Origin of the sequence: Pantoea sp. GD03673 (genome assembly GCF_029844725.1) — a bacterium.
Classification (GTDB): domain Bacteria; phylum Pseudomonadota; class Gammaproteobacteria; order Enterobacterales; family Enterobacteriaceae; genus Pantoea.
In genome coordinates this window covers 85,336-107,956 of the sequence record NZ_JAOCKJ010000001.1, presented here as the reverse complement: position 1 = coordinate 107,956, position 22,621 = coordinate 85,336, and the positions used below count along the sequence as shown (strand labels likewise).

At 54.0% G+C, this 22,621-nt stretch carries 23 protein-coding genes and 3 tRNA genes; 15 read left to right on the top strand and 11 right to left on the bottom strand.

Going from position 1 to position 22,621, the window contains the following annotated elements; all coding sequences use genetic code 11:
- The first annotated feature begins 132 nt into the window (after positions 1 to 132).
- The 4 genes from N5J69_RS00500 to rnt all read left to right on the top strand — a co-directional run bounded on the left by N5J69_RS00500 (position 133) and on the right by rnt (position 3,189).
- Positions 133 to 729, top strand: a complete 597-nt coding sequence (locus N5J69_RS00500; RefSeq protein ID WP_279767325.1) for a TetR/AcrR family transcriptional regulator — start codon at positions 133 to 135, stop codon at positions 727 to 729.
- Between the two features lie 50 nt (positions 730 to 779).
- The gene (locus N5J69_RS00495; protein WP_279767323.1) at positions 780 to 1,877 is read left to right on the top strand and encodes an alkene reductase; all 1,098 of its coding nucleotides are present in this window, start codon (positions 780 to 782) and stop codon (positions 1,875 to 1,877) included.
- Between the two features lie 115 nt (positions 1,878 to 1,992).
- Positions 1,993 to 2,400, top strand: coding sequence for a lactoylglutathione lyase (gloA, locus tag N5J69_RS00490; RefSeq protein ID WP_010245580.1), 408 nt, complete (start codon positions 1,993 to 1,995; stop codon positions 2,398 to 2,400).
- Between the two features lie 120 nt (positions 2,401 to 2,520).
- On the top strand, positions 2,521 to 3,189 hold the full coding sequence (gene rnt / locus N5J69_RS00485; protein WP_279767322.1) for a ribonuclease T: 669 nt from the start codon (positions 2,521 to 2,523) through the stop codon (positions 3,187 to 3,189).
- A gap of 43 nt (positions 3,190 to 3,232) precedes the next feature.
- On the opposite strand, the gene N5J69_RS00480 is transcribed toward rnt, so the two are convergent.
- Positions 3,233 to 3,568, bottom strand: coding sequence for a Grx4 family monothiol glutaredoxin (locus tag N5J69_RS00480; RefSeq protein ID WP_179291196.1), 336 nt, complete (start codon positions 3,566 to 3,568; stop codon positions 3,233 to 3,235).
- Positions 3,569 to 3,932: 364 nt separating this feature from the next.
- Between N5J69_RS00480 and N5J69_RS00475 the strand changes: the two genes are divergently transcribed.
- On the top strand, positions 3,933 to 4,724 hold the full coding sequence (locus tag N5J69_RS00475) for a C40 family peptidase (protein WP_279768081.1): 792 nt from the start codon (positions 3,933 to 3,935) through the stop codon (positions 4,722 to 4,724).
- 47 nt (positions 4,725 to 4,771) lie between these two features.
- Here N5J69_RS00475 and N5J69_RS00470 read toward each other — a convergent pair whose 3' ends face one another.
- On the bottom strand, positions 4,772 to 4,861 hold the full coding sequence (locus N5J69_RS00470) for a YnhF family membrane protein (RefSeq protein WP_095707274.1): 90 nt from the start codon (positions 4,859 to 4,861) through the stop codon (positions 4,772 to 4,774).
- A 281-nt stretch (positions 4,862 to 5,142) separates the two neighbouring features.
- Between N5J69_RS00470 and purR the strand changes: the two genes are divergently transcribed.
- A complete protein-coding gene (gene purR / locus N5J69_RS00465) occupies positions 5,143 to 6,168 on the top strand; it encodes an HTH-type transcriptional repressor PurR (RefSeq protein WP_279767321.1) in 1,026 nt (341 codons plus the stop codon).
- Here purR and punR read toward each other — a convergent pair.
- Positions 6,165 to 7,070 (bottom strand): DNA-binding transcriptional activator PunR, encoded by a 906-nt coding sequence (punR, locus tag N5J69_RS00460; protein WP_279767320.1) that lies wholly within the window; start codon positions 7,068 to 7,070, stop codon positions 6,165 to 6,167. The two genes, purR and punR, sit on opposite strands and share 4 nt — an antisense overlap.
- A gap of 107 nt (positions 7,071 to 7,177) precedes the next feature.
- On the opposite strand from punR, the gene punC reads away from it, so the two are divergent.
- On the top strand, positions 7,178 to 8,380 hold the full coding sequence (gene punC / locus N5J69_RS00455) for a purine nucleoside transporter PunC (protein ID WP_279767316.1): 1,203 nt from the start codon (positions 7,178 to 7,180) through the stop codon (positions 8,378 to 8,380).
- A 308-nt stretch (positions 8,381 to 8,688) separates the two neighbouring features.
- The gene (cfa, locus tag N5J69_RS00450) at positions 8,689 to 9,837 is read left to right on the top strand and encodes a cyclopropane fatty acyl phospholipid synthase (RefSeq protein WP_279767314.1); all 1,149 of its coding nucleotides are present in this window, start codon (positions 8,689 to 8,691) and stop codon (positions 9,835 to 9,837) included.
- A 309-nt stretch (positions 9,838 to 10,146) separates the two neighbouring features.
- Here the strand turns inward: cfa and N5J69_RS00445 are convergent, their stop codons facing one another.
- Positions 10,147 to 10,806, bottom strand: a complete 660-nt coding sequence (locus N5J69_RS00445; protein ID WP_279767312.1) for a riboflavin synthase subunit alpha — start codon at positions 10,804 to 10,806, stop codon at positions 10,147 to 10,149.
- Between the two features lie 202 nt (positions 10,807 to 11,008).
- Here N5J69_RS00445 and N5J69_RS00440 point away from each other — a divergent pair, with 202 nt between their 5' ends.
- The 6 genes from N5J69_RS00440 (at position 11,009) to N5J69_RS00415 (ending at position 15,077) form a co-directional block, all read left to right on the top strand.
- On the top strand, positions 11,009 to 12,382 hold the full coding sequence (locus N5J69_RS00440) for an MATE family efflux transporter (RefSeq protein WP_279767310.1): 1,374 nt from the start codon (positions 11,009 to 11,011) through the stop codon (positions 12,380 to 12,382).
- Between the two features lie 152 nt (positions 12,383 to 12,534).
- Positions 12,535 to 12,611: transfer RNA gene (locus tag N5J69_RS00435), tRNA-Val, on the top strand.
- Positions 12,612 to 12,614: 3 nt separating this feature from the next.
- Positions 12,615 to 12,691 (top strand) — tRNA-Val (locus tag N5J69_RS00430).
- Positions 12,692 to 12,702: 11 nt separating this feature from the next.
- Positions 12,703 to 12,779 (top strand) — tRNA-Val (locus tag N5J69_RS00425).
- A 344-nt stretch (positions 12,780 to 13,123) separates the two neighbouring features.
- A complete protein-coding gene (pykF, locus tag N5J69_RS00420; RefSeq protein ID WP_279767308.1) occupies positions 13,124 to 14,536 on the top strand; it encodes a pyruvate kinase PykF in 1,413 nt (470 codons plus the stop codon).
- A 304-nt stretch (positions 14,537 to 14,840) separates the two neighbouring features.
- A complete protein-coding gene (locus N5J69_RS00415; protein WP_003853216.1) occupies positions 14,841 to 15,077 on the top strand; it encodes a major outer membrane lipoprotein in 237 nt (78 codons plus the stop codon).
- Between the two features lie 80 nt (positions 15,078 to 15,157).
- Here the strand turns inward: N5J69_RS00415 and N5J69_RS00410 are convergent, their stop codons facing one another.
- From N5J69_RS00410 to sufA, 7 genes are read right to left on the bottom strand one after another with little or no spacing between them, the layout of a single operon-like run.
- Positions 15,158 to 16,183: a L,D-transpeptidase family protein gene (locus N5J69_RS00410; protein WP_279767306.1), complete on the bottom strand. Its 1,026-nt coding sequence runs from the start codon at positions 16,181 to 16,183 to the stop codon at positions 15,158 to 15,160.
- Between the two features lie 56 nt (positions 16,184 to 16,239).
- Positions 16,240 to 16,656 carry a cysteine desulfuration protein SufE gene (gene sufE / locus N5J69_RS00405; protein WP_279767304.1) on the bottom strand — a complete coding sequence of 139 codons (417 nt, stop codon included), beginning with the start codon at positions 16,654 to 16,656 and terminating at the stop codon, positions 16,240 to 16,242.
- Between the two features lie 21 nt (positions 16,657 to 16,677).
- Entirely contained in the window at positions 16,678 to 17,901 is a 1,224-nt protein-coding gene (gene sufS / locus N5J69_RS00400) for a cysteine desulfurase SufS (RefSeq protein ID WP_279768079.1), read from the bottom strand.
- A complete protein-coding gene (gene sufD / locus N5J69_RS00395; protein WP_279767302.1) occupies positions 17,901 to 19,181 on the bottom strand; it encodes a Fe-S cluster assembly protein SufD in 1,281 nt (426 codons plus the stop codon). Before sufD ends, sufS begins: the two co-directional genes overlap by 1 nt.
- Positions 19,156 to 19,902: a Fe-S cluster assembly ATPase SufC gene (gene sufC / locus N5J69_RS00390; RefSeq protein WP_013357697.1), complete on the bottom strand. Its 747-nt coding sequence runs from the start codon at positions 19,900 to 19,902 to the stop codon at positions 19,156 to 19,158. Before sufC ends, sufD begins: the two co-directional genes overlap by 26 nt.
- Positions 19,903 to 19,944: 42 nt before the next feature.
- Positions 19,945 to 21,438 (bottom strand): Fe-S cluster assembly protein SufB, encoded by a 1,494-nt coding sequence (gene sufB / locus N5J69_RS00385; RefSeq protein WP_279767301.1) that lies wholly within the window; start codon positions 21,436 to 21,438, stop codon positions 19,945 to 19,947.
- A gap of 7 nt (positions 21,439 to 21,445) precedes the next feature.
- Complete coding sequence (gene sufA, locus N5J69_RS00380; protein ID WP_003853229.1) at positions 21,446 to 21,820, bottom strand: Fe-S cluster assembly scaffold SufA; 375 nt, start codon at positions 21,818 to 21,820, stop codon at positions 21,446 to 21,448.
- A 388-nt stretch (positions 21,821 to 22,208) separates the two neighbouring features.
- Here sufA and N5J69_RS00375 point away from each other — a divergent pair, with 388 nt between their 5' ends.
- Complete coding sequence (locus tag N5J69_RS00375; protein ID WP_279768078.1) at positions 22,209 to 22,613, top strand: hypothetical protein; 405 nt, start codon at positions 22,209 to 22,211, stop codon at positions 22,611 to 22,613.
- Positions 22,614 to 22,621: the final 8 nt, after the last annotated feature.

Here is a 22,621-nt window from a genome sequence, read left to right as displayed (position 1 = left end):
TAGCCTGGATGCGCAGGAAATAAGCGCAGACCGGTCAGAATTCGCCTTTTCTTTCACTGGCGGGTGAACACTCTGTGCCAAATGCACAGGACGGCGTTGCATTAGACCAACTGGTCTACTACTCTCTTTGCCATGAATAAAACGCTACAACGCAATGAAACCCGCGAACACCTGCTCCAGACAGGTGAGCAACTCTGTCTGCAACGCGGCTTTACCGGAATGGGTCTCAGTGAACTGCTGACACAGGCGGCGGTGCCGAAAGGCTCCTTCTACTACTATTTCCGTTCTAAAGAGGCGTTTGGTGTGGCGTTACTGGAACGCTACTTTGCGCGTTACCTGCAGGATGTGGAGCGACAGTTAAACCAGACCTGCGGCACACCGCGTGAGCGTCTGCTTAACCATTTTCGATCTGCCACAGAGCTGTTCGTGCAGCAGGGGCATATCGTGGGTTGTCTGGGGGTGAAGGTTTCTGCTGAGGTCTGCGATCTTTCAGAGCCGATGCGTGATGCGCTGCAGCAGGGTGCCGCAAAGATTACTGCACTCTACGCCCGGACGCTGGTTGCCGCTGAGCAACAGGAGTCGCTGAGCCTGCCGCAGCCACCTGCGCAGATGGCGGAGTTGCTGTCGCTGCTGTGGCTCGGTGCCAGCCTGCAGAGCAAAATTTCCCGCGAGGCGCAGCCACTGCGTCTGGCACTGAGTACCATCGAACAGTGGCTTGAACGTCACTGATTTTTAAAAAACGTGTTTGTAGACGACTGGTCTACTAATCAGGAGCTATTATGGCGAGTACCCAGCTGTTTCGTCCGCTGAAAGTCGGCGCAATTACCGTCCCAAACCGCGTATTTATGGCACCGCTGACCCGTCTGCGCAGCATTGAGCCGGGCGACATCCCTACCCCGATGATGGCCGAATATTACCGCCAGCGCGCCAGCGCCGGTTTAATCATCACCGAAGCCACCCAGATCTCTTTCCAGGCAAAAGGCTATGCCGGTGCGCCAGGCCTGCATACTCAACCGCAGATTGCCGCGTGGAAAGCGATTAACGAAGGTGTACATCAGGCGGGCGGTCATACCGCAGTCCAGTTATGGCATACCGGTCGTATCTCACATAACAGCGTGCAGCCGGAAGGCAAAGCACCGGTTGCGCCGTCAGCCATTCCTGCAGGGACCCGTACTTCACTGCGTGCCGAAGATGGCAGCGTTTACCGCGAAGATACCTCTGTTCCGCGTGAACTGACGGTGCCAGAAATTCAGCAGATCGTGGCCGATTTTGGTCAGGCTGCGGCAAACGCACGTGAAGCGGACTTCGATCTGCTTGAGCTGCACTCGGCGCACGCCTACCTGATTCACCAGTTCCTGGCTCCGGGTTCAAACCAGCGTACCGATGAATATGGCGGCAGCATCGAAAAACGCGGTCGCTTTGCGCTGGAAGTGGTGGATGCGGTGATCGCCAACTGGTCAGCCGATCGCATTGGTATCCGCGTCTCGCCTATCGGCAGTTTCCAGAATCTGGACAACGGCCCGGACGAAGAAGAAGCGGCGCTGTGGTACATCGGCGAGCTGGCAAAACGCAACATCGCCTATCTGCATCTTTCCGAGCCAGACTGGGCCGGTGGTAAGCCTTACACTGACGCCTTCCGTCAGAAAGTACGCGATCTCTTCCCGGGTGCCATCATTGGTGCCGGTGCGTACACCGTTGAGAAAGCCGATGACCTGATTTCCCGCGGTCTGATTGATGCGGTTGCGTTTGGTCGCGATTACATTGCTAACCCGGATCTGGTTGAGCGTCTGCAGCAGGATGCCCCACTGAATCCACAGCGTCCGGAAAGCTTCTACGGCGGCGGCGCGGAAGGTTATATCGACTACCCGACGCTGTAACCGGTTTGGGCTGCCGTCCGGGACGATGACGGCAGCCATTATTCAATGGCGATTTTCATCGCTATACTTAGCGCCTGGGTCATCCGGCGATGGCGTTTTTTTAAAAGAGGATGTTATGCGTTTATTACATACCATGCTGCGCGTTGGCGATCTGCAACGTTCAATCGATTTCTACACCCGTGTGCTCGGCATGCGTGTGCTGCGTCAGAGCGAAAACACCGAATACAAATATACCCTGGCGTTTGTGGGTTACACCGACGAGAGCGAAGGTGCGGTGATTGAGCTGACCTATAACTGGGGCGTTGATAAGTATGACCTCGGTGATGCCTATGGTCATATCGCGCTTGGCGTCGATGACGCAGCCGCGGCCTGCGAACGTATCCGCAAAGATGGCGGCAACGTAACGCGTGAAGCTGGCCCGGTTAAAGGCGGCTCCACCATTATTGCCTTTGTTGAAGATCCCGATGGCTACAAAATTGAGCTGATCGAAAACAAAGATGCCGGTAACGGCCTGGGCAACTAAACCTGCCTCTCAGCCTGCCCGTTCGGGCAGGCTGAATCCCCTTCCCTGCGCTTCATCTGCTGCATCCGGCCCTGTTTTTTGCCATAATGCGCGCTGCCCTTTTTCTGCAACGAGATCCTGATGTCTGAATCGAATTCCCCTAATGCGCTCAATCAACGTTTCCGTGGCTTCTATCCGGTGGTGATCGACGTTGAAACCGCTGGTTTCAACGCGCAAACCGATGCGTTACTGGAGATCGCCGCTATCACGCTGAAAATGGATGAAGAGGGATGGATTCAGATTGACCAGACGCTGCATTTCAACGTCGAACCGTTTGTCGGGTCGCTGCTGCATCCGGAAGCGCTGGCCTTTACCGGTATCGATCCCGGTAATCCACTCCGTGGCGCGGTAAGTGAATATGAGGCGCTGCATGCCATTTTTAAAATGGTGCGTAAGGGCATTAAAGACAGCGGCTGCAATCGTGCCATTATGGTGGCGCACAATGCCACGTTTGATCTGAACTTTATGTCTGCGGCAGCAGAACGCGCCAGTCTGAAGCGCAATCCGTTTCACCCGTTTGCCACGTTTGATACCGCGGCCCTGAGCGGACTGGTGCTGGGTCAGACTGTGCTGGCGAAAGCCTGTATTGCGGCGGGAATGACGTTTGACAGCACCCAGGCGCACTCGGCGCTCTACGATACTCAGCAGACGGCGACGCTATTCTGCGAGCTGGTGAACCGCTGGAAACGGTTAGGTGGCTGGCCTCTGCCCTTCGCGGAAGGTGACACAGAAACCCGCGCATCCGTTTAACCGATGCTGCAATGAAAAAGGCCGACATGATGTCGGCCTTATTTTATTCTGCTTCTTTGAATTTTTCCGCAGTCTCTTTGATCAGCGACTGCAGCTCACCACGCTGCAACATCTCAACGATGATGTCGCATCCACCGACCAGTTCACCATCGACCCACAGCTGTGGGAAGGTTGGCCAGTTAGCGTATTTCGGCAGCTCAGCACGAATGTCCGGGTTCTGCAGAATATCCACGTAAGCAAAACGCTCACCGCAGGCTGACAGCGCCTGCACCGCCTGTGCAGAGAAACCGCAGCTTGGCAGTTTCGGGGAACCTTTCATGTACAGCAGGATCGGGTTTTCTGCGATCTGGCGCTGAATTTTTTCTACAGTACTCATAATTGCCTTCCTTAATTCGTTACTTCGTGTTTGTTTATTGTAGCGACTTCGCAGCGTGACTGAAAATGAGATTTTGCCCGCTGCCCGATTAAATGACCATCATTGTTAAGTCACATTCGCAGGACGTTAAACGTCAGGTATGAACAGCGGGTAACAGTTTAATAATTCGTAATAATTCCGCTGCTATAACATGCTGAAAATGCTCATTTTCAATGCAATGGCATGGGTTGCAAAGATTAATATTAAAAGGCATTACAGTTTTTAAGCGAACTGGACTAGAATGACCTGGGCACTGATCCTGGATCAGATTAATCTCAACTTTGTCGCGGTGCGTAGTGGCCCTGACAACTTAACAACTCAATGGACTATGCGTTTAATCATTACGCTTTTTATGCTGGCCTTTGCGCAACTGTTTTTCAATATCGCCGCTGCGTCGCCTCACGCGCCGGTGAACGTCAGTACGCATAAAGCAGAGAAAAAGAGTGCGCGTGACGATGAGCGTCGCAAGCGTCGCCCGGTAAAAACGGCGGCCAAAAAAACACGTCTTAGCCCGGTTCAAAAACTAAAAGCAAAAAAACAGAAAAAAGTCGAACTCACCGCGAAACAGACGCCTGCTAAGAAGACCTCACTCAAGACCGCCCGCAACAGCAAAGAGAAGAAACGCTATGGCCATCAGCGCCTGCTGAAAACGGCTGAGGTCGCCGCCAGCGAGCCTGGCACGATTAAAATGAGCAAGTCCCACCGTCAGCGCTATCAGAAAGCGCGTGAGACCGCGATGACCAAGCTGATGGGTCAGTTGGGTAAACCCTATCAGTGGGGCGGCACTTCCCCGCATACCGGTTTCGATTGCAGCGGTCTGGTCTGGTATGCCTATAAAGATCTGGTGAAATTTAAGATCCCGCGCACTGCTAACGAGATGTATCACCTGCGTGACGCCGCGCCAATCAAACGCGAGTCGCTGGAGAAAGGCGATCTGGTCTTCTTCCGCATCAATGGCCGCGGCACAGCGGACCACGTTGGCGTTTACCTGGGCGATGGCAAATTTATTCAGTCGCCACGTACCGGCAAAGATATCCAGATCAGTGCATTAGGCGAGGACTACTGGCAGCGCCATTATATTGGTGCCCGTCGGGTAATGACGCCGAAAACCATACGCTGAGCCGCAGAACAGCCAGAAGAGAGCCGGGATATTCCCGGCTTTTTTTATTAGTGCAGAATGGCAGTAAAACTAAACGCCACAATCATCAGCAGACAGCCGACAGTGGTCATCAAAGCCAGTTTAAGATCGGTACTCATTGCTTGCTCCTTAGTCACACAATTAGTAGGGATACTGCATTTTCCCACAGGGGCGGGTAAAAATCTCGTTTTATCCGTTCAGCCTTGTTAGAATCCCGCCTTTGTTGCGCAACGCGCGCAACCCTGATTCCGTTTGCGCATCTTTTCAGGCGTTTTTTCTCCGCCAGCAGCCCGTTTACCGGCCAGAAAAGCCGCATTTTTGCGGAAAAAACCCTGAGCAGACGCAAACGTTTAACACTACGCTTATCATAGAGTTAGGTAAGCACTGGAGTCCGATTTTCATGGCAACAATTAAAGATGTGGCGAAACGCGCAGGCGTCTCAACGACCACCGTTTCGCACGTCATCAATAAAACCCGCTTTGTCGCTGAAGAGACACGCGATGCGGTCTGGCAGGCTATCAAGGAGCTACACTACTCGCCGAGTGCTGTGGCGCGCAGCCTGAAAGTAAACCACACCAGGACGCTGGGCCTGCTTGCGACCTCCAGCGAAGCACCCTATTTCGCTGAAATTATTGAGGCGGTTGAAAATCACTGTTTCGATAAAGGCTATACGCTGATTCTGGGTAACGCGCATAACGATCTGCAAAAACAGCGCGCCTATCTCAGCATGATGGCGCAGAAGCGCGTAGATGGCCTGCTGGTGATGTGCTCTGAATATCCGGACGATCTGCTGCAGATGCTGGAAGAGAACCGAAACATCCCGATGGTGGTGATGGACTGGGGCGAGTCACGCGCCGACTTTACCGACACAGTGCTGGATAATGCCTTCCAGGGCGGTTATCTGGCGGGACGCTATCTGATTGAACGCGGACACCGCGATATTGGTGCCATTCCGGGCCAGATGGAGCGCAACACCGGCGGCGGACGCCATGCCGGATTCCTGAAGGCACTGGAAGAAGCGGGTATCCAGCCGCGCAGCGAGTGGATCGTGCAGGGTGACTTTGAGCCGGAGTCGGGCTATCAGGCGATGCAGCAGATTCTGTCGCAGAAGCAGCGCCCGACGGCCGTGTTCTGCGGCGGCGACATCATGGCGATGGGCGCTATTTGCGCCGCCGACGAGATGGGTCTGCGCGTGCCTCAGGATATTTCGGTGATCGGCTATGACAATGTGCGCAACGCCCGCTATTTCGCCCCTGCCCTGACCACGGTGCATCAGCCTAAAGCCCAGCTGGGTGAGAAAGCGCTGGATATGCTGCTCGACCGCATCACCAGCAAGCGCGAAGTATCACAAACGATTGAAGTACATCCCACGCTGATTGAGCGCCGTTCAGTGGCGGATGGTCCGTTCCGCGACTACCGCCGCTAATCCTCGCTTAACCACTCCTGATTAAGCGTTTGCGCATCACCCAGATAGCTGAGCAACCAGCCTGTCGCCGGTGATGCGCGATCTTCGGCCCAGCTGACGCAACAGGGGCTGTCCGGAAATGCCACCGGCAGCGTCAGTTCAACCAGTTCGCCGCTGTCGAGCCGTGGCCTGGCCAGATGGCCCGGCACCATCGCTACGCACAATCCCGCCTGCACGCACTCCAGCCCGGTTTGCCACTCCGGCACCACCAGCCTGCGCTGGTTATCCAGCGTCCATGTCATACGACGTGGCAGTGCGCGTGACGTATCTTCCAGCACCAGTGATGGCCAGCTGCGTAACGTGTCGTCATCAATCTGGCTTGCCTGTGTCAGTGGATGATCGGGTGCGACCACGCAGCGCCAGTTCAATGTGCCCATATCCCGGAAAGCAAAGCGTCCGCCCACCGGTATCGCCTGCGTGGCACCTATCGCCACGTCCACCCGGCCATCGGCCAGCGCATCCCAGACGCCGTTAAAAACTTCATAGCTGATGATCAACTCCATATCGGGGAAGTGGCGATAGAAATCTTTAACCAGCTGTCGGGTGCGCTGAGGCTTTGCAATACAGTCAACGGCAATGCTGAGCTGCCCGCGCCAGCCGTTCGCCAGCTGCTGACACTGTCGCCGCGTGGCAAGCATTTTTTTGATGACGCTACGCCCTTCCCGGACAAAATGTTCGCCCGCCGGGGTCAGCACCACGTCGCGATGCTGACGCTGAAACAATGGCACTGCCAGCCAGTTCTCCAGCTGGCGCACCGTATAGCTGATGGCAGAAGGCACCCGATGTAACTCCTGCGCGGCCGCGCTGAAGCTGCCCCCACGGGCGACCGCGTCAACCACTTCTAATGCATATTCTGACCACATAATCTGCCTTCAAAAATTTTAACAGCACCAGGCAAATATTACCGTTTCACAGCAGCAAACGCACCTTTTACACTCTGCCGCGTTTATCCTGCCAAAATGAGAATGAGATGTTGTCGAACAAAGGATTTATGCCCTATCTTGCCCTGCTGAGCATGCTTGGCTTTTTAGCCACGGATATGTACCTGCCCGCCTTTGGTGCGATGCAGCAAACCTTTAATACCTCGCCCGGCCTGATCAGCGCCAGTATGAGTCTCTTTCTGGGAGGCTTTGCCGTGGGTCAGCTTTTTTGGGGACCGCTTTCCGATCGCATCGGCCGTAAACCCGTGTTGCTGGCCGGGCTGGCTATGTTTGGTATCGGCTGTGCGGGCATGCTGTGGGTAAATAATATCGGTCTGATGCTGGCGCTGCGCTTTGTTCAGGCAATTGGCGTGTGTGCTGCGGCCGTGAGCTGGCAGGCGCTGGTGGTGGATCGCTATCCTGCCGCACGTGCCAATAAAGTTTTTGCCACGATTATGCCACTGGTTGCGCTCTCCCCGGCGCTGGCCCCGTTACTGGGTGCCTGGCTCATCGGCCACTTCCACTGGCGTTCGATTTTCCTGGTGCTGACCCTGATTGCGGTGGCGCTGATCCTGGTCACTCTGCGTCTGCCTACCGTGCGTAAAGTGGCGCAACAAAAAGGCGCACAGCCGGGTTTCTTCACGCTGCTTAAATCCCGCGTCTACAGCGGCAACGTGCTGATCTACTCCGCCTGTTCCGCCAGCTTCTTTTCCTGGCTGACCGGATCGCCGTTTATTCTGGCGGATCTGGGGCTCTCTCCCGCCGATATCGGCCTGAGCTATGTGCCACAAACCCTCGCCTTTTTAACGGGCGGATTCGGCTGTCGTGCGTTGCTCAACCGCTTTAACGGTGCTCAACTGCTTCCCTGGCTGCTGGGTCTCTACAGCCTGAGCATTCTGGCGCTGTTTGCGGTTGCACTGACAGGCAGCAGCACGCTGGTCAGTCTGATGGTGCCATTCTGTGGTATGGCGCTGGCTAACGGTGCGATTTATCCGATTGTGGTTGCCAGTGCGCTGATGCCCTTCCCGGACGCTACCGGTAAAGCGGCCGCATTGCAGAACACGCTGCAGCTGGGACTCTGCTTCGCCGCGAGCCTGGCGGTGTCAGCCGGATTGACTCAGGCACTCTTTACCACCACGCTGATGATGACGCTGACAATTGTGCTGGCGCTGGTCGGCTATGCCATGCAGCGTGCCGCAAACGCACAAACTGTTGTTGCCTCTGCTCAACCTGCCTGCCAGGATAATCAATGACACCCTGACTTTTTCGTTAGCATCCTAACAATAAGTCATTGAATATTGACCTGGGTGAGCATATACTCATCCGGGTCAACAAATCTGCAATAAATCAACAATATAATAACGAAACAATCTGATTGGCACCCTGTTGCCGGGACGGTTTTTGTGCGCGTTATTCTTACCTGACCGTTCTTCAGCAGGCTGTTCCAGTCCTCTGTATCTCACAAATAATCGGTGTGCGGAGTCATCCGTGACGTTTCTCAATGCCTGACAAATTGGCTACTCTTTGTTCAGGTTCTGATTGGACAGGTGGTGGAAAAGCTATGAGTTCATCTTATGCAGAAGCAGTGAGTCCTGAAGAGAACCATTGGTATCGCATCGTTCATGAACTGCTGGAAAAGGCGGATATCGAAATCAATGGTTCACGTCCCTGGGATATTCATGTTACTCATCCCGGTTTTTTTAAGCGTGTGCTGCAGGAGGGTTCGCTTGGGCTGGGTGAGAGCTACATGGATGGATGGTGGGAGTGTGACAGGCTGGATATATTCTTCCACCAGGTACTTAAACATAAACTCGACCAGCAGCTTCCTCATCATTTCAAAGATACGCTGCGCATTGCTGCCGCCCGCTTAACCAATCTGCAATCAAAAAAACGGGCCTGGATTGTCGGTAAAGAGCATTACGACCTGGGTAACGATCTTTTTTCACTGATGCTTGATCCCTACATGCAATATTCCTGTGGTTACTGGAAAGAGGCCACAACACTGGCGACGGCGCAGGAAGCCAAGCTGGATATGATCTGCCGTAAATTAGCGCTGGAACCCGGAATGTCGCTGCTGGATATCGGCTGTGGCTGGGGCGGGCTCGCGGAATTTGCCGCACGTCATTACGGTGTCAGGGTGCATGGCGTCACGATTTCTGCCGAACAGCAGAAGCTGGCACAGCAACGTTGTAACGGATTAGACGTCACGATTCTGTTACAGGATTATCGCGATCTGAATGAGCAGTTTGATCGCATTGTTTCGGTGGGGATGTTTGAACATGTGGGGCCGAAAAATTACGCCACCTATTTTGATGTGGTCGATCGTAATTTAAAGCCTGACGGTATTTTTCTGCTCCACACTATCGGCGCAATCAGGACCGATATGAGTGTCGATCCCTGGATTGATAAATATATCTTCCCGAATGGCTGCCTGCCTTCAGTGCGACATGTAGCCGATGCCAGCGAGCCCCATTTCATTCTGGAAGACTGGCATAACTTCGGGGCCGATTACGACAAAACACTGATGGCCTGGCATGACCGTTTTGTGCAGGCCTGGCCGGATCTGGCCGATAAATATGGAGAACGCTTTAAGCGGATGTTCTCTTATTATCTGAATGCCTGTGCCGGTGCTTTCCGGGCGCGTGATATTCAGCTGTGGCAGATTGTGTTCAGTCGCGGCGTGGAGGGGGGATTGCGGGTGGCGCGGTAGGCGGTAGTTGTCCTGCAGACGCCAAATTTGAGTCTGACAGCAACGAATAAGCGCGAGCAGGAACGGGGTCAGATGAGCAAAGCGTCTCGCGCCTGTGACAAAAACGCCGGGCGCGTTTTTGAACAGCGCAACGCGTTGGCCCGGCAACGGGCGCACCTCAGGGATGAGGTGCGTAATCGCGCGGGACGTGCGTGCTATGGATAACGGCTTTGCGTCTTTCCGATCTGGCGTTGTTCGCTGTGCCGTCCCGGTAACAGCAAAACAATTCAGACCCTGTCACAACGCGTAAAGGCGCTTACACGCCTCTTATCAACTCCCGGAGGCGGGCTGGCCGGTCAGCATACTCATCGCAGCCGCAGCATCGCGCTGAGCCAGAACCCGCTCGACGGTTTCCACTATCGCCTGCGTATGAGGGTCGATCTCAATATTGACCCGGTCACCAAACGACTTCGCCCCCAGCGTGGTGCGTTCCAGCGTTTCCGGGATCAGATAGACACAGAATTTACTCTTCGTCACATCGCCTACCGTCAGGCTGATGCCGTCGATGCCGACAAAACCCTTATGCAAAATATATTTCATCTGCATGGGGTCCTGGATTTTAAACCAGACTTCACGATTATGTTCTGACTGGATAATCCTGCAGATCTCAGCGGTGGTCATAATATGACCCGACATCAGATGACCGCCTATTTCATCGCTGAATTTCGCTGCCCGCTCAATATTGACCACGTCGCCCTGACGCAAATCACCAAGATTAGTGACGCGCAGTGTCTCTTTAATTAAATCAAAACTGACGCAGTCACCTTCGATGGCCGTCACTGTCAGGCAGCACCCGTTATGGGCGACAGATGCGCCCAGCGCCAGACCCGGTAAGAGTTCTGCTGGCAGCCGGACAGTATGGGTACGAAACAGTTCTTTCTCTTCAATGGACACGATTTCTGCGGTGCCCTGCACAATACCGGTAAACATAGTCTTTGCCTCTGCGAAGTTTCCGCTAGTTTATCACAGCTCAGGTCGGCTGTTGGATTTCACCCCGCGTCACCTGTTTAATGGGGTTCAAAACGCATTGTGTGACAAAGATTGGCGAATTCTTTTACCCCGGTTACACTAGTCCGCGCAATTCTCCGGGGTTTTCTTCCCTTTTAATTCATTCAATAAGTCAGGTGTTAACGTGCAGAAGTATTCAACAGAAGCGCGTCAATTGCTGGCCCTTGCGATTCCGGTCATCCTTGCTCAGGTGGCTCAAACCGCAATGGGATTTGTGGATACCATTATGGCCGGCGCAGTCAGCGCCACGGATATGGCCGCCGTTGCTGTCGGCACTTCTGTCTGGCTTCCGGCCATCCTGTTTGGTCATGGTCTTCTGCTTGCATTGACGCCCACCGTTGCGCAACTCAACGGCTCAGGCCGCCGCGAACGCATCGGCGAACAGATCCGCCAGGGCTACTGGCTGGCCTTTATCGTCTCACTGCTGGTGATGGTGCTGCTGTGGCACGCCGGTTATCTTATCCGGGCGATGCATGACATCGATCCCGCGCTGGCGCTCAAAGCCGAGGGCTATCTGCATGCGCTGCTGTTCGGTGCGCCGGGCTATCTCTTCTTTCAGGTGCTGCGTAATCAGTGCGAGGGGCTTTCGAAAACCAAACCCGGCATGGTACTGGGCTTTCTGGGCCTGATGTTCAACATCCCGCTGAACTATATCTTTATCTATGGTCATTTCGGCATGCCCGCGCTGGGCGGTGTCGGTTGCGGCGTGGCGACGGCCTCAGTCTACTGGGTGATGTTTATCTGCCTGCGCTTCTGGGTACGCCGGATGGGCAGCATGCGCGATATCCGTATGGAGAGCCGCTGGTCGCCGCCTTCGCGCCCGATTCTGAGCCGCCTCATGACGCTGGGGCTACCGGTAGCACTGGCACTCTTCTTTGAGGTCACGCTGTTCGCCGTTGTGGCTCTGCTGGTTTCGCCACTCGGCATCGTGAACGTAGCCGGTCACCAGATCGCGCTGAATTTCAGTTCACTGATGTTCGTGATACCGCTGTCACTGGGGGTCGCCACCACCATCCGCGTCGGTTATCGTCTCGGTCAGGGCTCTGCCGAGCAGGCAAAAGTCGCGGCCTGGACTGCTCAGGGTGTCGGCATCAGTATGGCAGCGCTGACCGCGATTTTTACCGTGATGTTTCGTCATCAGATTGCCCTGCTCTATAACGACAATCCCGACGTGGTCACGCTGGCGGCGCAACTGATGCTGCTGGCAGCAATTTATCAGTTCTCGGATTCGATACAGGTGATTGGCAGTGGGATCCTGCGCGGGTACAAAGACACACGGTCAATTTTCTTTATCACTTTTATCGCCTACTGGCTGCTGGGACTGCCCGCCGGGTATCTGCTGGCGCTGACCGACTGGCTGGTGCCACGCATGGGTCCAGCGGGTTTCTGGTGCGGCTTTATTATCGGTCTGACCTCTGCGGCCGTCATGATGATCTGGCGCATCAGACGCTTACAGCGATTACCGGCGGAAATTATTCTGGCGCGTGCGGCGCGATAGCCGTAAAAGCGGGCTGATCAAGGCCCGTTATGACGAAAAAAACGACGGTTAGCACAGTTGCTGCTCAGTCACGGCGAAAAAACTATTTTCCCCTTGCCAGGCTTCTGCGCTGCCGTTAATATTCGTCCCCGCTGTCGCCCTGACAGCATGTTGCGCTCTTAGCTCAGTTGGTTAGAGCACCACCTTGACATGGTGGGGGTCGATGGTTCGAGTCCATTAGAGCGCACCAAGTGCGTCCGTAGCTCAGTTGGTTAGAGCACCACCTTGACATGGTGGGGGTCGGTGGTTCGAGTCCACTCGGACGCACCAATATTCAGTATGCGCTCTTAGCTCAGTTGGTTAGAGCACCACCTTGACATGGTGGGGGTCGATGGTTCGAGTCCATTAGAGCGCACCACTTTCAGAATTTCTTCAGCTTGCGCAACTCTCCCTTTTATTGATCTGCATCGCTTTCCCCTCTGCTTTTTGATTGGTTTTCGCATACTTAGCGTCTATACTGTCCCGCGTTGCTTTCTTGAAAGGTTTCAGCGATCACGTGCTTACTGCGATAACTCAAATGATTTGCGCAACAACAGCGTGGTGGTTACCAACCGTAACCGCACAACTTCCCTGCACGCCTGGCCTTCGTCACCTATTCTTACTCAGTACTGCCCATTTCAGTCTCAATCAGAATTCTCATTTCGATGCGCTGCCATCGGATTTCGCCCTTATTCATCCATCACAACTTACAGAAAATCCGTCATGAAAAAGACTAAAATCGTTTGTACCATCGGCCCGAAAACCGAATCCGAAGAGATGCTGACCCAACTGCTTGAAGCGGGCATGAATGTTATGCGTCTCAACTTCTCTCACGGCGACTATGCGGAGCATGGTCAACGCATTACCAATATGCGTGCCGTCATGCAAAAAACCGGTCGTCAGGCTGCTATCCTGCTGGATACCAAAGGCCCTGAAATCCGCACCATGAAGCTGGAAGGCGGCAACGATGCGGCACTGAAAGCAGGTCAGACCTTCACCTTCACCACAGATCAGAGTGTGATCGGCAACAGCGATCGCGTAGCGGTAACCTACCCGGGTTTAACGGCGGATCTGAAAATTGGTAACACCGTGCTGGTCGATGATGGCCTGATTGGTATGGAAGTGACCGAAGTCACCGAAAATACCGTGGTGTGTAAAGTCCTGAACAATGGCGATCTGGGTGAGAACAAAGGCGTTAACCTGCCGGGCGTCTCTATCCAGCTGCCTGCACTGGCTGAAAAAGATAAGCGCGACCTGATTTTTGGTTGTGAGCAGGGTGTAGACTTTGTCGCCGCCTCTTTCATCCGCAAACGTTCAGACGTGCTGGAAATCCGTGAGCACCTGAAACAGCACGGCGGTGAGCATATTCAGATCATCTCCAAAATCGAAAACCAGGAAGGCCTGAATAACTTCGACGAAATCCTCGAAGCCTCAGATGGCATCATGGTTGCGCGTGGTGACCTGGGTGTTGAGATCCCGGTTGAAGAAGTTATCTTCGCGCAGAAGATGATGATCAAAAAATGTAATAAAGCACGCAAAGTCGTCATCACCGCGACGCAGATGCTGGATTCGATGATCAAGAACCCGCGCCCTACCCGTGCAGAAGCCGGTGACGTGGCAAACGCCATCCTCGACGGTACCGATGCAGTCATGCTGTCAGGTGAGAGCGCTAAAGGTCGTTATCCGCTGGAATCGGTCACCATCATGGCGACCATCTGTGAGCGTACCGACCGCGTCATGAAATCACGTATCGACAGCCAGAACGATACCCGCAAGCTGCGTATCACTGAAGCGGTCTGCCGTGGTGCGGTAGAGACCGCTGAGAAGCTGGAAGCGCCGCTGATCGTGGTCGCGACCGAAGGCGGTAAGTCTGCGAAAGCCGTGCGTAAATATTTCCCGAACGCCACGATTCTGGCACTGACCACCAATCAGACCACTGCACGTCAGCTGATCCTGAGCAAAGGGATTGAAACACGTCTGGTGACTGAGATCGCCTCAACGGATGATTTCTATCGTCTGGGTAAAGAAGCGGCGCTGGAAAGTGGTTACGGCCAGAAAGGTGATGTTGTGGTGCTGGTATCCGGTGCATTAGTACCAAGCGGAACTACCAACACCGCCTCTGTACACGTACTGTAAAACGTTCGTCTGCCATTATTTTAAAAGCGCCTTAATGAGGCGCTTTTTTTATTTCCACTTAAACCAAATCCCGGAAAATTCCAATAGAAAATAACTATTCAAATAATCTTAATATTAAGGTTAACCCGATTAAATCTCTCTGTTTTCGCTAAATTTTTTTATCATATTCTGGGATTCGCTGCTTCTTTGAGCGAACGATCAAGTTTAAGCATCTTCTTATCAAAAATTTATTCTCAACTTAAAAAGCTTTGTGTAATACTTGTAACGCTACATGGAGATTAACTCAATCTAGAGGGTATAAATAATGAATCGTACTAAACTGGTACTGGGCGCGGTAGTTCTGGCTTCAACTATGCTGGCTGGTTGCTCAAGCAACGCTAAAATCGACCAGCTGTCTTCAGACGTTCAGACTCTGAACGCTAAAGTTGACCAGCTGAGCAACGACGTGAACGCAGTGCGTTCAGACGTTCAGGCTGCTAAAGATGACGCAGCTCGCGCTAACCAGCGTCTGGACAACCAGGCTCACTCTTACCGTAAGTAAGAGTTCTGGTTTAAAAATGGCGCCTTCAAGGCGCCATTTTTTTTGCTCTGAATTCAGTGCCCTTTCAGGCACTCACCAGGTCAGGGTTGCGCAGTTTTCCCTTCGGCAGACATAACCGGGCTATCCCCCTCCGCAGACGCGCTCTCCAGCCCCTCAGGCGGCACGGTATCACTCTGCACTGGCTCGCCATTACTGACCAGCACAGGCATACCTGAGCGGCGTGTTAAGCTGGCTTTAATCAACGCACTGTCACTCTTCTTACTTTTCATGAACGTCTTCAGATCACCCCCAATCGCTATCGGCATGGTCTGCGGATCGTCTTTGTCATTGCGCGATAGCGGCTGATGCACTTCTACGTAGCGTTTTCCATCCGGCTCCACAGCATACTTCACCGGCTGATTGATAATCTGAACCCGCGTGCCTTTCGGCACTGAATTAAACAGCGCTTCGATATCTTCGGAACGCAGGCGAATGCAGCCTGAGCTGACGCGCATGCCGATGCCGAATTTCGCATTGGTGCCGTGGATCAGATACTGGCCGGTGCCACGCGCCAGGCGCATGGCAAACTGCCCCATCGGGTTATCCGGCCCGGCAGGAACCACGCCGGGCAGCGTGATGCCCTCTTTGGCGTAGCGCTTGCGGATATTCGGCGTGGGGGTCCAGGTCGGGTTCGGGATTTTCTGGCTGATCTGCGTCACCATGACCGGCGTTGCCGCGCCCAGCTGACCAATGCCGATGGGATAGACGATAACCTTATCTTCCCCTTTGGGATAGTAGTAGAGACGCAGTTCGGCCAGATTCACCACAATGCCTTCACGCGGCGTATCAGGCAGGATCATCTGCAACGGCACTGTCAGCGACGTACCCGCTTTGGGCAGCCAGGGGTCGGTGCCGGGATTCGCCTCCAGCATACCCAGCAGCCCGACCTTGTAGCGGGCCGCAATGGCTTCCAGTGGTTGTTTATCATCAGGAACCTGCGTCAGAACGTTTTCGCCAATCAGGCGACTGTCAGGCGGTGGCAGCGGATATTCGGTGGCGAATGCGGGTGCAGAGAGCCCAAAACAGGTCAGCAGCAATGCACCGGCTAAATGTAAAGCAGGTTTCATGCAATTTTCTCGTCAGATAAAAAAACAGACGCCGGATGGCGTCTGTCGAGTGTAACTTAGCTGAGGTTCTGAGCGGTATGGCGAATAGACCGAATCATCGCCTCCAGCCCCTGCGACCGGGTGGGCGTCAGGTGCTGCACCAGGGCCAGTTCGCCAAACCAGTGGCGCACATCCAGCGCCAGAATGTCGGCGGGTGGCAGGTTCTGATAGAGACTAAATACAATAGCAATCAGACCTTTAACGATAGCGGCATCGCTGTCACCTTCAAACGCGATGGAACCATCGGCCTGTGGGGTCATTCTGATCCACACCTGACTCTGGCAACCCGAAATCACGTTTTCCGGCTGGTGTAAGGTTTCAGACGATTCCGGAAGTTTCGTGCCCAGCTCAATGATGTAGAGGTACTTCTCTTCCCAGTTGGCGCAACGATTGAAGTTGCGAACCAGTTTCTCTTTTTCAGGCAAATTCGCCATCAGTGACTCCGTTAAAACTGTTCAGCCGCCCAGCAGACGATGAATGCGCGTCAGACCGGCAGCCAGACGATCCACTTCCTCTTCACTGTTATAAAACGTGAAGGAGGCACGGCACATCGCTGGCACATTGTAATGCTGCATCAGCGGCATCGCACAGTGATGTCCGGTACGGATGGCAATACCGTATTGATCCAGGAAGCTGCCAACATCAAAGGCATGATGTTTGCCCAGGTTGAAGGCGATAACACCCGCACGTGACTGTGGACCGTAGATCTGAATATCCGGTACGGTGCCCAGCTTATCGAGCGCGTAGTTCATCAGTGCCGTCTCGCGCTGATGAATGGTATCCAGTCCCAGCGCCTGCACATAGGCCATCGCCGCACCAAAGCCGATAATGCCGCCGGTATTCGGCGTACCCGCTTCAAAACGCCACGGCGCGCTGTTCCAGGTCGTACCGGCAGGCAGCATGACGCGGTCAATCATCGAACCGCCGCCTTCCCACGGTGGCATCTCATCCAGCAGCACTTTGCGGCCATAGAGAATACCAACGCCATTCGGGCCATAAAGCTTATGGCTTGAGAAGACGTAGAAGTCGCAGCCGATATCCTGCACATCGACCCTGTCATGCATGACGGCCTGCGCCCCATCCACCAGCGTAATCACGCCAGCGGCTTTTGCCTGAGCAACGATGGCTTTAACCGGGTTAACGGTGCCGAGCACGTTTGAAACGTGCGTCACGGCCAGCAGCCGCGTGCGGCTGTCGATGAGCCCCGCCAGTTGCTCCAGCGCCAGTTCACCGTTGTCATTCAGGGGCAGGACCCGCACTTCTGCGCCGGTACGCTGCGCCAGCATCTGCCACGGCACGATATTGGCGTGATGTTCCATCTCCGTGATGATCAGGTTGTCGCCAGCCTGGAGGTTACTGCTGCCCCAGGTGTTAGCCACCAGATTGATGCCTTCGGTGGTGCCTTTGACGAAGACGATCTCTTCCTGGGACTGCGCATTGATAAAACGGGCAGCCTGATCGCGCACGTTCTCCATGTCGCTGGTCGCCTGCTGGCTTAACGTATGGATACCACGATGCACGGCTGCATAGCCGTGCTGATAGAAATGACTCTCGGCATTGATGACCGAGAGTGGACGCTGTGCGCTGGCCGCACTGTCAAGATAGGCCAGCGGATGACCGTTGACCTCACGCTTCAGGATAGGAAAATCAGCCCTGATGCGTTCGAGATCGAAGTTCATCATACGTCGCCTCCGGGAAAGCGTTGTGCAATGCGCTGCAGCACGGCCTGACGCATCACTTCATTTTCAAGTGTTTCAGTGAGTTCGGCTGCAAATGCATGGATAATCATGGTCTGCGCGGCATCCTGCTCAATACCGCGCGAACGCAGATAGAACATCTGCTCGTCGTCGATACGACCGATGGTGGCACCGTGGCTGCACTTAACATCATCCGCATAGATTTCCAGCTGCGGTTTGGTGTCAACCTCAGAGAGCTTGCCCAGCAACAGGTTGTTGTTGGTCATCTGCCCGTCGGTCTTCAGCGCATGCTGTGCCACTTTGATGTGACCGTTAAACACCGCCCGGCCTTTATCGCGCACGATGGTTTTATGCATCTGGCGGCTGACACAATGGCCTTTGTTGTGCTCCAGGTAAGTACGGGTATCCGCCACGTCCTGTTTCACCGGCAGCACCAGGCTGTTGATCGCCAGCGTGGTGTTTTCGCCGTTCAGCTGAGTACTGGTGTTGTGACGCGACAGCCCGGCACCCAGTAGGAAGCTGGTGCTGCTGACCTGGCCGTCGTTACCAATCACCAGATCGTTGTGCGCAAAGTGATAGCTGGCGCTGCTTTCAAAGGCCAGCTTAGTGTAAGTCAGCTTTGCATTGTCGCCTACCGCAAAGGTAAAGCGCGTGCCGGTGAAATGGGCGCGCTCATCCAGCGAAACGTAATGCTCGATGACTTCGGCTTCGGCACTTTCTTCCAGCTGCAGGTGATGGCGATAGTGAACCGTGTTCATGCCAGTCTGCTGACCACTGGTGATATGCAGCAGGTAGATCGGACGCGCAGCGGCTTTACCGCGAGCCAGACGCAGGGTCGTCACCTCTTCTGCCAGACTTTCTGTCAGATGCAGGAAGACTTCAGGCTGAACCGCAGCGGGCAGCGGACGGCGCTCGGCGGCCACGCTGTGCTGGATCTCAAACAGCTCCGGATCGCGGCTGCTGAAGGCGGGCTGGAACTGACCGTCGACATAAACCAGACGGATTGCATCCAGCGGCAGCGCCAGTGCATCAACCTGTTCAGCGCTCAGGGTCTGAGGCGCGTCAGGCAGCACAAACTGCTGGGACAGCAGCGTGTCCAGCGGCGTGTACTTCCAGTTTTCATGTTTGCGGGTTGGCAGGCCAACGCGCATCAGTTGCTGCCAGTGCTGCTGTGCCTGCAGAGAACGCACGTCGCCACGCGATTCAAACAGGTGATGCCACTGTTGCAGCGCAGAATCACTCTTCGTCGGTAAGCCAGCCATAACCTTGCTCCTCCAGCTGTTTCACCAGCGAGAAGTCGCCAGATTTCACAATTTTGCCCTGATACAGAACATGAACGAAGTCTGGCTTGATGTAATCCAGAATACGCTGGTAGTGGGTCACGATGATAAAGGCACGTTTCTCGTCGCGCAGGCTGTTAACGCCGTTAGCAACGATTTTCAGCGCATCGATATCCAGACCAGAGTCGGTCTCATCCAGGATGCAGAGTTCCGGCTCCAGCGCCGCCATCTGCAGAATGTCGTTACGCTTCTTCTCGCCACCGGAGAAGCCCACGTTGACGGAACGGGTCAGCAGATCTTCCGGCATCTTCAGCAGATGAATTTTCTCTTCGATGAAGTCCTGGAAATCAAAGCGATCCAGCTCGTCCTGCTGACGATATTTGCGAACAGCGTTAACCGAAGTTTGCAGGAAGAACTGGTTACTGACGCCCGGAATTTCTACCGGATACTGGAAGGCCATAAAGATGCCTTCACCGGCACGCTCTTCAGGCGCCAGCTCAAGCAGGTCTTTACCTTTGAAGCTGACCGAACCGCCGGTGACTTCATAATCTTCACGGCCTGCCAGCGTCGCTGACAGGGTGCTTTTACCTGAACCGTTCGGCCCCATGATGGCATGCACTTCGCCCGGTTTAATTTCGAGATTCAGGCCACGCAGAATGGCTTTATCTTCAACACTGACCTGCAAATCTTTAATGCTTAACATACTTATTCCTTCACATTGCTTCCGGCAACGCGTGTGACGGCATCAGCCCACACTGTGCTCAAGGCTGATGGCTAACAATTTCTGGGCTTCCACGGCAAATTCCAGTGGCAGCTCCGAGAAGACGTCTTTACAGAAGCCGTTTACGATCATCGAGATAGCGTCTTCTTCACTGATACCGCGTTGCAGACAGTAGAACATCTGGTCTTCGCCGATACGTGAGGTCGTGGCTTCATGCTCAAGCTGGGCGGTATTGTTGCGGGTTTCCACATACGGGAAGGTATGTGCGCCGCAATCGGGGCCGATCAGCATCGAGTCACACTGCGTAAAGTTACGGGCATTGGTGGCGGTTGGCATGATCTTCACCAGTCCGCGATAGGTGTTCTGACTTTTACCGGCCGAGATCCCTTTGGAGATAATGGTCGATTTGGTGTTTTTACCAATGTGGATCATCTTGGTGCCGGTGTCGGCCTGCTGACGACCGCTGGTCAGTGCCACCGAGTAGAACTCACCCACTGAATAGTCACCGCGCAGAATGCAGCTTGGGTATTTCCAGGTGATTGCTGAGCCGGTTTCAGACTGTGTCCAGGACATCTTGCTGTGGTCGCCTTCACACAGTGCGCGCTTGGTCACGAAGTTGAGGATACCGCCCTCGCCTTCACCGCCCGGGAACCAGTTCTGAACGGTCGAATATTTCACTTCAGCATTTTTGTGGATGATCACTTCCACCACGGCGGCATGCAGCTGATAGCTGTCACGCACAGGTGCTGAACAACCTTCGATATAACTGACGTAGCTGTCTTCATCCGCAATCAGGATGGTGCGCTCAAACTGACCGGTTTTCGCCGCGTTAATGCGGAAGTAGGTGGACAGCTCCATCGGGCAGCGTACCCCTTTCGGGATATAAACGAAGGTACCATCCGAGGCGACCGCCGAGTTCAGCGCGGCAAAGAAGTTATCGTTAGCCGGGACAACCGTGCCGAGATACTGCTTCACCAGCTCCGGGTGTTCCTGAATGGCTTCGCCAAATGAACAGAAGATAATGCCCTGCTCCGCCAGCTTGCCACGATAGGTGGTCGCGACCGAAACGGAGTCAAAAATGGCGTCAACCGCCACTTCGCGTCCTTCACGAACCGGCACACCCAGCTGATTAAAGGCGTTCTCCACTTCCTGCGTCAGATAGTCACTGGCTGGCGCGCTGCCTGAAGCCTGAGTCACACCCGGCTCTGAAGCACAGGTGTCATCGCAATTGCCGCAGGAAGGCGCGGAGTAGTAGCTGTAATCCTGATAGTCGAGTTTTTCGTAGTGCGCTTTCAGCCAGTGTGGCTCTTCCATTTCAAGCCAGGCACGAAACGCTTTAAGACGAAACTCCAGCATCCACTCTGGTTCGTTACGCTTAGCCGAGATCGCCCGCACGACATCTTCATTGATGCCGTTGGCAAATTCTTCGGTCTGCAGTTGGGTAAAGAAGCCCTCTTTGTAGTTGAGCTTGCCTTCCCAGATTTGTACATCGTCAGATGCTTCGCTGTGTCGTGACATATTTCACTTACTCGACGCCAAAGCTCTCACCGCACCCGCAGGCGTGCTGAGCTTTAGGGTTATTGAATTTAAAAATCTGATTCAGGCCTTCACGAACGTAATCCAGTTCAGTGCCATCAACGAATGGCATCGCCTGTAGTGGCACAAACAGCGTTGCGCCGTGGAATGAGAACTGCAAATCGTCTTCGACGGGTTCTTTGACCAGATCCATGACGTAACCGAAACCGGCGCAGCCGGATTGTTTTACGCCCAGACGCAGCCCCTTGACTTCAGGGTCCTGAGCCGCCAGATTGAGAATTTGTTGCGCTGCGGTTTCAGTCAGCGTCAGCCCTTTCCAGACAAAATCGTCGGGTGAGAAAGAGTCTGTATTAACGGATGCCATGTTGATACCTCTTGAGTCCGGACCTTTTCAGGCTATCCCCCTATGGTAGTGATCTGACCAATCACTTCAACCTCTTGTTTTGCAGGGATAATCATCTTGTGCTGTTTTATTCGCTTAATTAGTAAGCATAGCTGGTTCAGTTCATCCTGTATGAAGAGAAGCAGCCTCAATAAGCCAGTGATAACCTATTAATAAATCACTCTTTTTGAAATAACCATTTTTGATAAAAATGCTTATTGATAGGTTACGCCTTTCTGTGATGTAAACGGATTGTTATTTCCGATTATACCGACAGGCAGGATAAATCGATAAATTTTTCTGCCCTGCAATTGCAATCCCGGCATGGATGATTATGATAATTATTATCATTAACATTCAAGGCAACGCCATCATGCTTTCCGTCTCCGCCTGGCTGCAGCATAAAATTGACGAATACCAGTTTTCGGTCCGTGATATCACCGTCGACTTTTATATGGCGCAGGCTAAGCTCGACCGTGCCGACTGCACGATTCATCAGCTACGCCAGTTTAACGATGCCTGTCAGGATATGGCAGAAGTCTGCCAGTTGAACGGTGACGATCAGAGTTACCTTCATGCGATGGGTAAACTGCATCACCGGCTGGTGCAGGAGATGGGAAACAACGATCGCGATCGGCTGTTTCGACTTCAGGCCTATCAACTGGCGCGATTGTCCCTGACCCGCCTCTGCCATCAATTAGCCCTGGTCGGCGAGTGGAACAAAGCCACCGTGCTGCAGAGTGATTTTGTGCGTCACGCAGGCTGGATATTCTAATCCAGCCA

Bases quoted from the DNA above. Each gene is read 5' to 3' on its own strand.
- gloA (WP_010245580.1), top strand. From the start codon at position 1,993: ATGCGTTTATTACATACCATGCTGCGCGTTGGCGATCTGCAACGTTCA.
- sufA (WP_003853229.1), bottom strand. From the start codon at position 21,820: ATGGCATCCGTTAATACAGACTCTTTCTCACCCGACGATTTTGTCTGG.
- punC (WP_279767316.1), top strand. From the start codon at position 7,178: ATGTTGTCGAACAAAGGATTTATGCCCTATCTTGCCCTGCTGAGCATG.
- sufC (WP_013357697.1), bottom strand. From the start codon at position 19,902: ATGTTAAGCATTAAAGATTTGCAGGTCAGTGTTGAAGATAAAGCCATT.
- sufS (WP_279768079.1), bottom strand. From the start codon at position 17,901: ATGAACTTCGATCTCGAACGCATCAGGGCTGATTTTCCTATCCTGAAG.
- sufD (WP_279767302.1), bottom strand. From the start codon at position 19,181: ATGGCTGGCTTACCGACGAAGAGTGATTCTGCGCTGCAACAGTGGCAT.
- N5J69_RS00410 (WP_279767306.1), bottom strand. From the start codon at position 16,183: ATGAAACCTGCTTTACATTTAGCCGGTGCATTGCTGCTGACCTGTTTT.
- N5J69_RS00500 (WP_279767325.1), top strand. From the start codon at position 133: ATGAATAAAACGCTACAACGCAATGAAACCCGCGAACACCTGCTCCAG.
- N5J69_RS00475 (WP_279768081.1), top strand. From the start codon at position 3,933: ATGCGTTTAATCATTACGCTTTTTATGCTGGCCTTTGCGCAACTGTTT.
- sufE (WP_279767304.1), bottom strand. From the start codon at position 16,656: ATGGCGAATTTGCCTGAAAAAGAGAAACTGGTTCGCAACTTCAATCGT.
- punR (WP_279767320.1), bottom strand. From the start codon at position 7,070: ATGTGGTCAGAATATGCATTAGAAGTGGTTGACGCGGTCGCCCGTGGG.
- N5J69_RS00445 (WP_279767312.1), bottom strand. From the start codon at position 10,806: ATGTTTACCGGTATTGTGCAGGGCACCGCAGAAATCGTGTCCATTGAA.
- N5J69_RS00470 (WP_095707274.1), bottom strand. From the start codon at position 4,861: ATGAGTACCGATCTTAAACTGGCTTTGATGACCACTGTCGGCTGTCTG.
- N5J69_RS00495 (WP_279767323.1), top strand. From the start codon at position 780: ATGGCGAGTACCCAGCTGTTTCGTCCGCTGAAAGTCGGCGCAATTACC.
- cfa (WP_279767314.1), top strand. From the start codon at position 8,689: ATGAGTTCATCTTATGCAGAAGCAGTGAGTCCTGAAGAGAACCATTGG.
- pykF (WP_279767308.1), top strand. From the start codon at position 13,124: ATGAAAAAGACTAAAATCGTTTGTACCATCGGCCCGAAAACCGAATCC.
- rnt (WP_279767322.1), top strand. From the start codon at position 2,521: ATGTCTGAATCGAATTCCCCTAATGCGCTCAATCAACGTTTCCGTGGC.
- purR (WP_279767321.1), top strand. From the start codon at position 5,143: ATGGCAACAATTAAAGATGTGGCGAAACGCGCAGGCGTCTCAACGACC.
- N5J69_RS00415 (WP_003853216.1), top strand. From the start codon at position 14,841: ATGAATCGTACTAAACTGGTACTGGGCGCGGTAGTTCTGGCTTCAACT.
- sufB (WP_279767301.1), bottom strand. From the start codon at position 21,438: ATGTCACGACACAGCGAAGCATCTGACGATGTACAAATCTGGGAAGGC.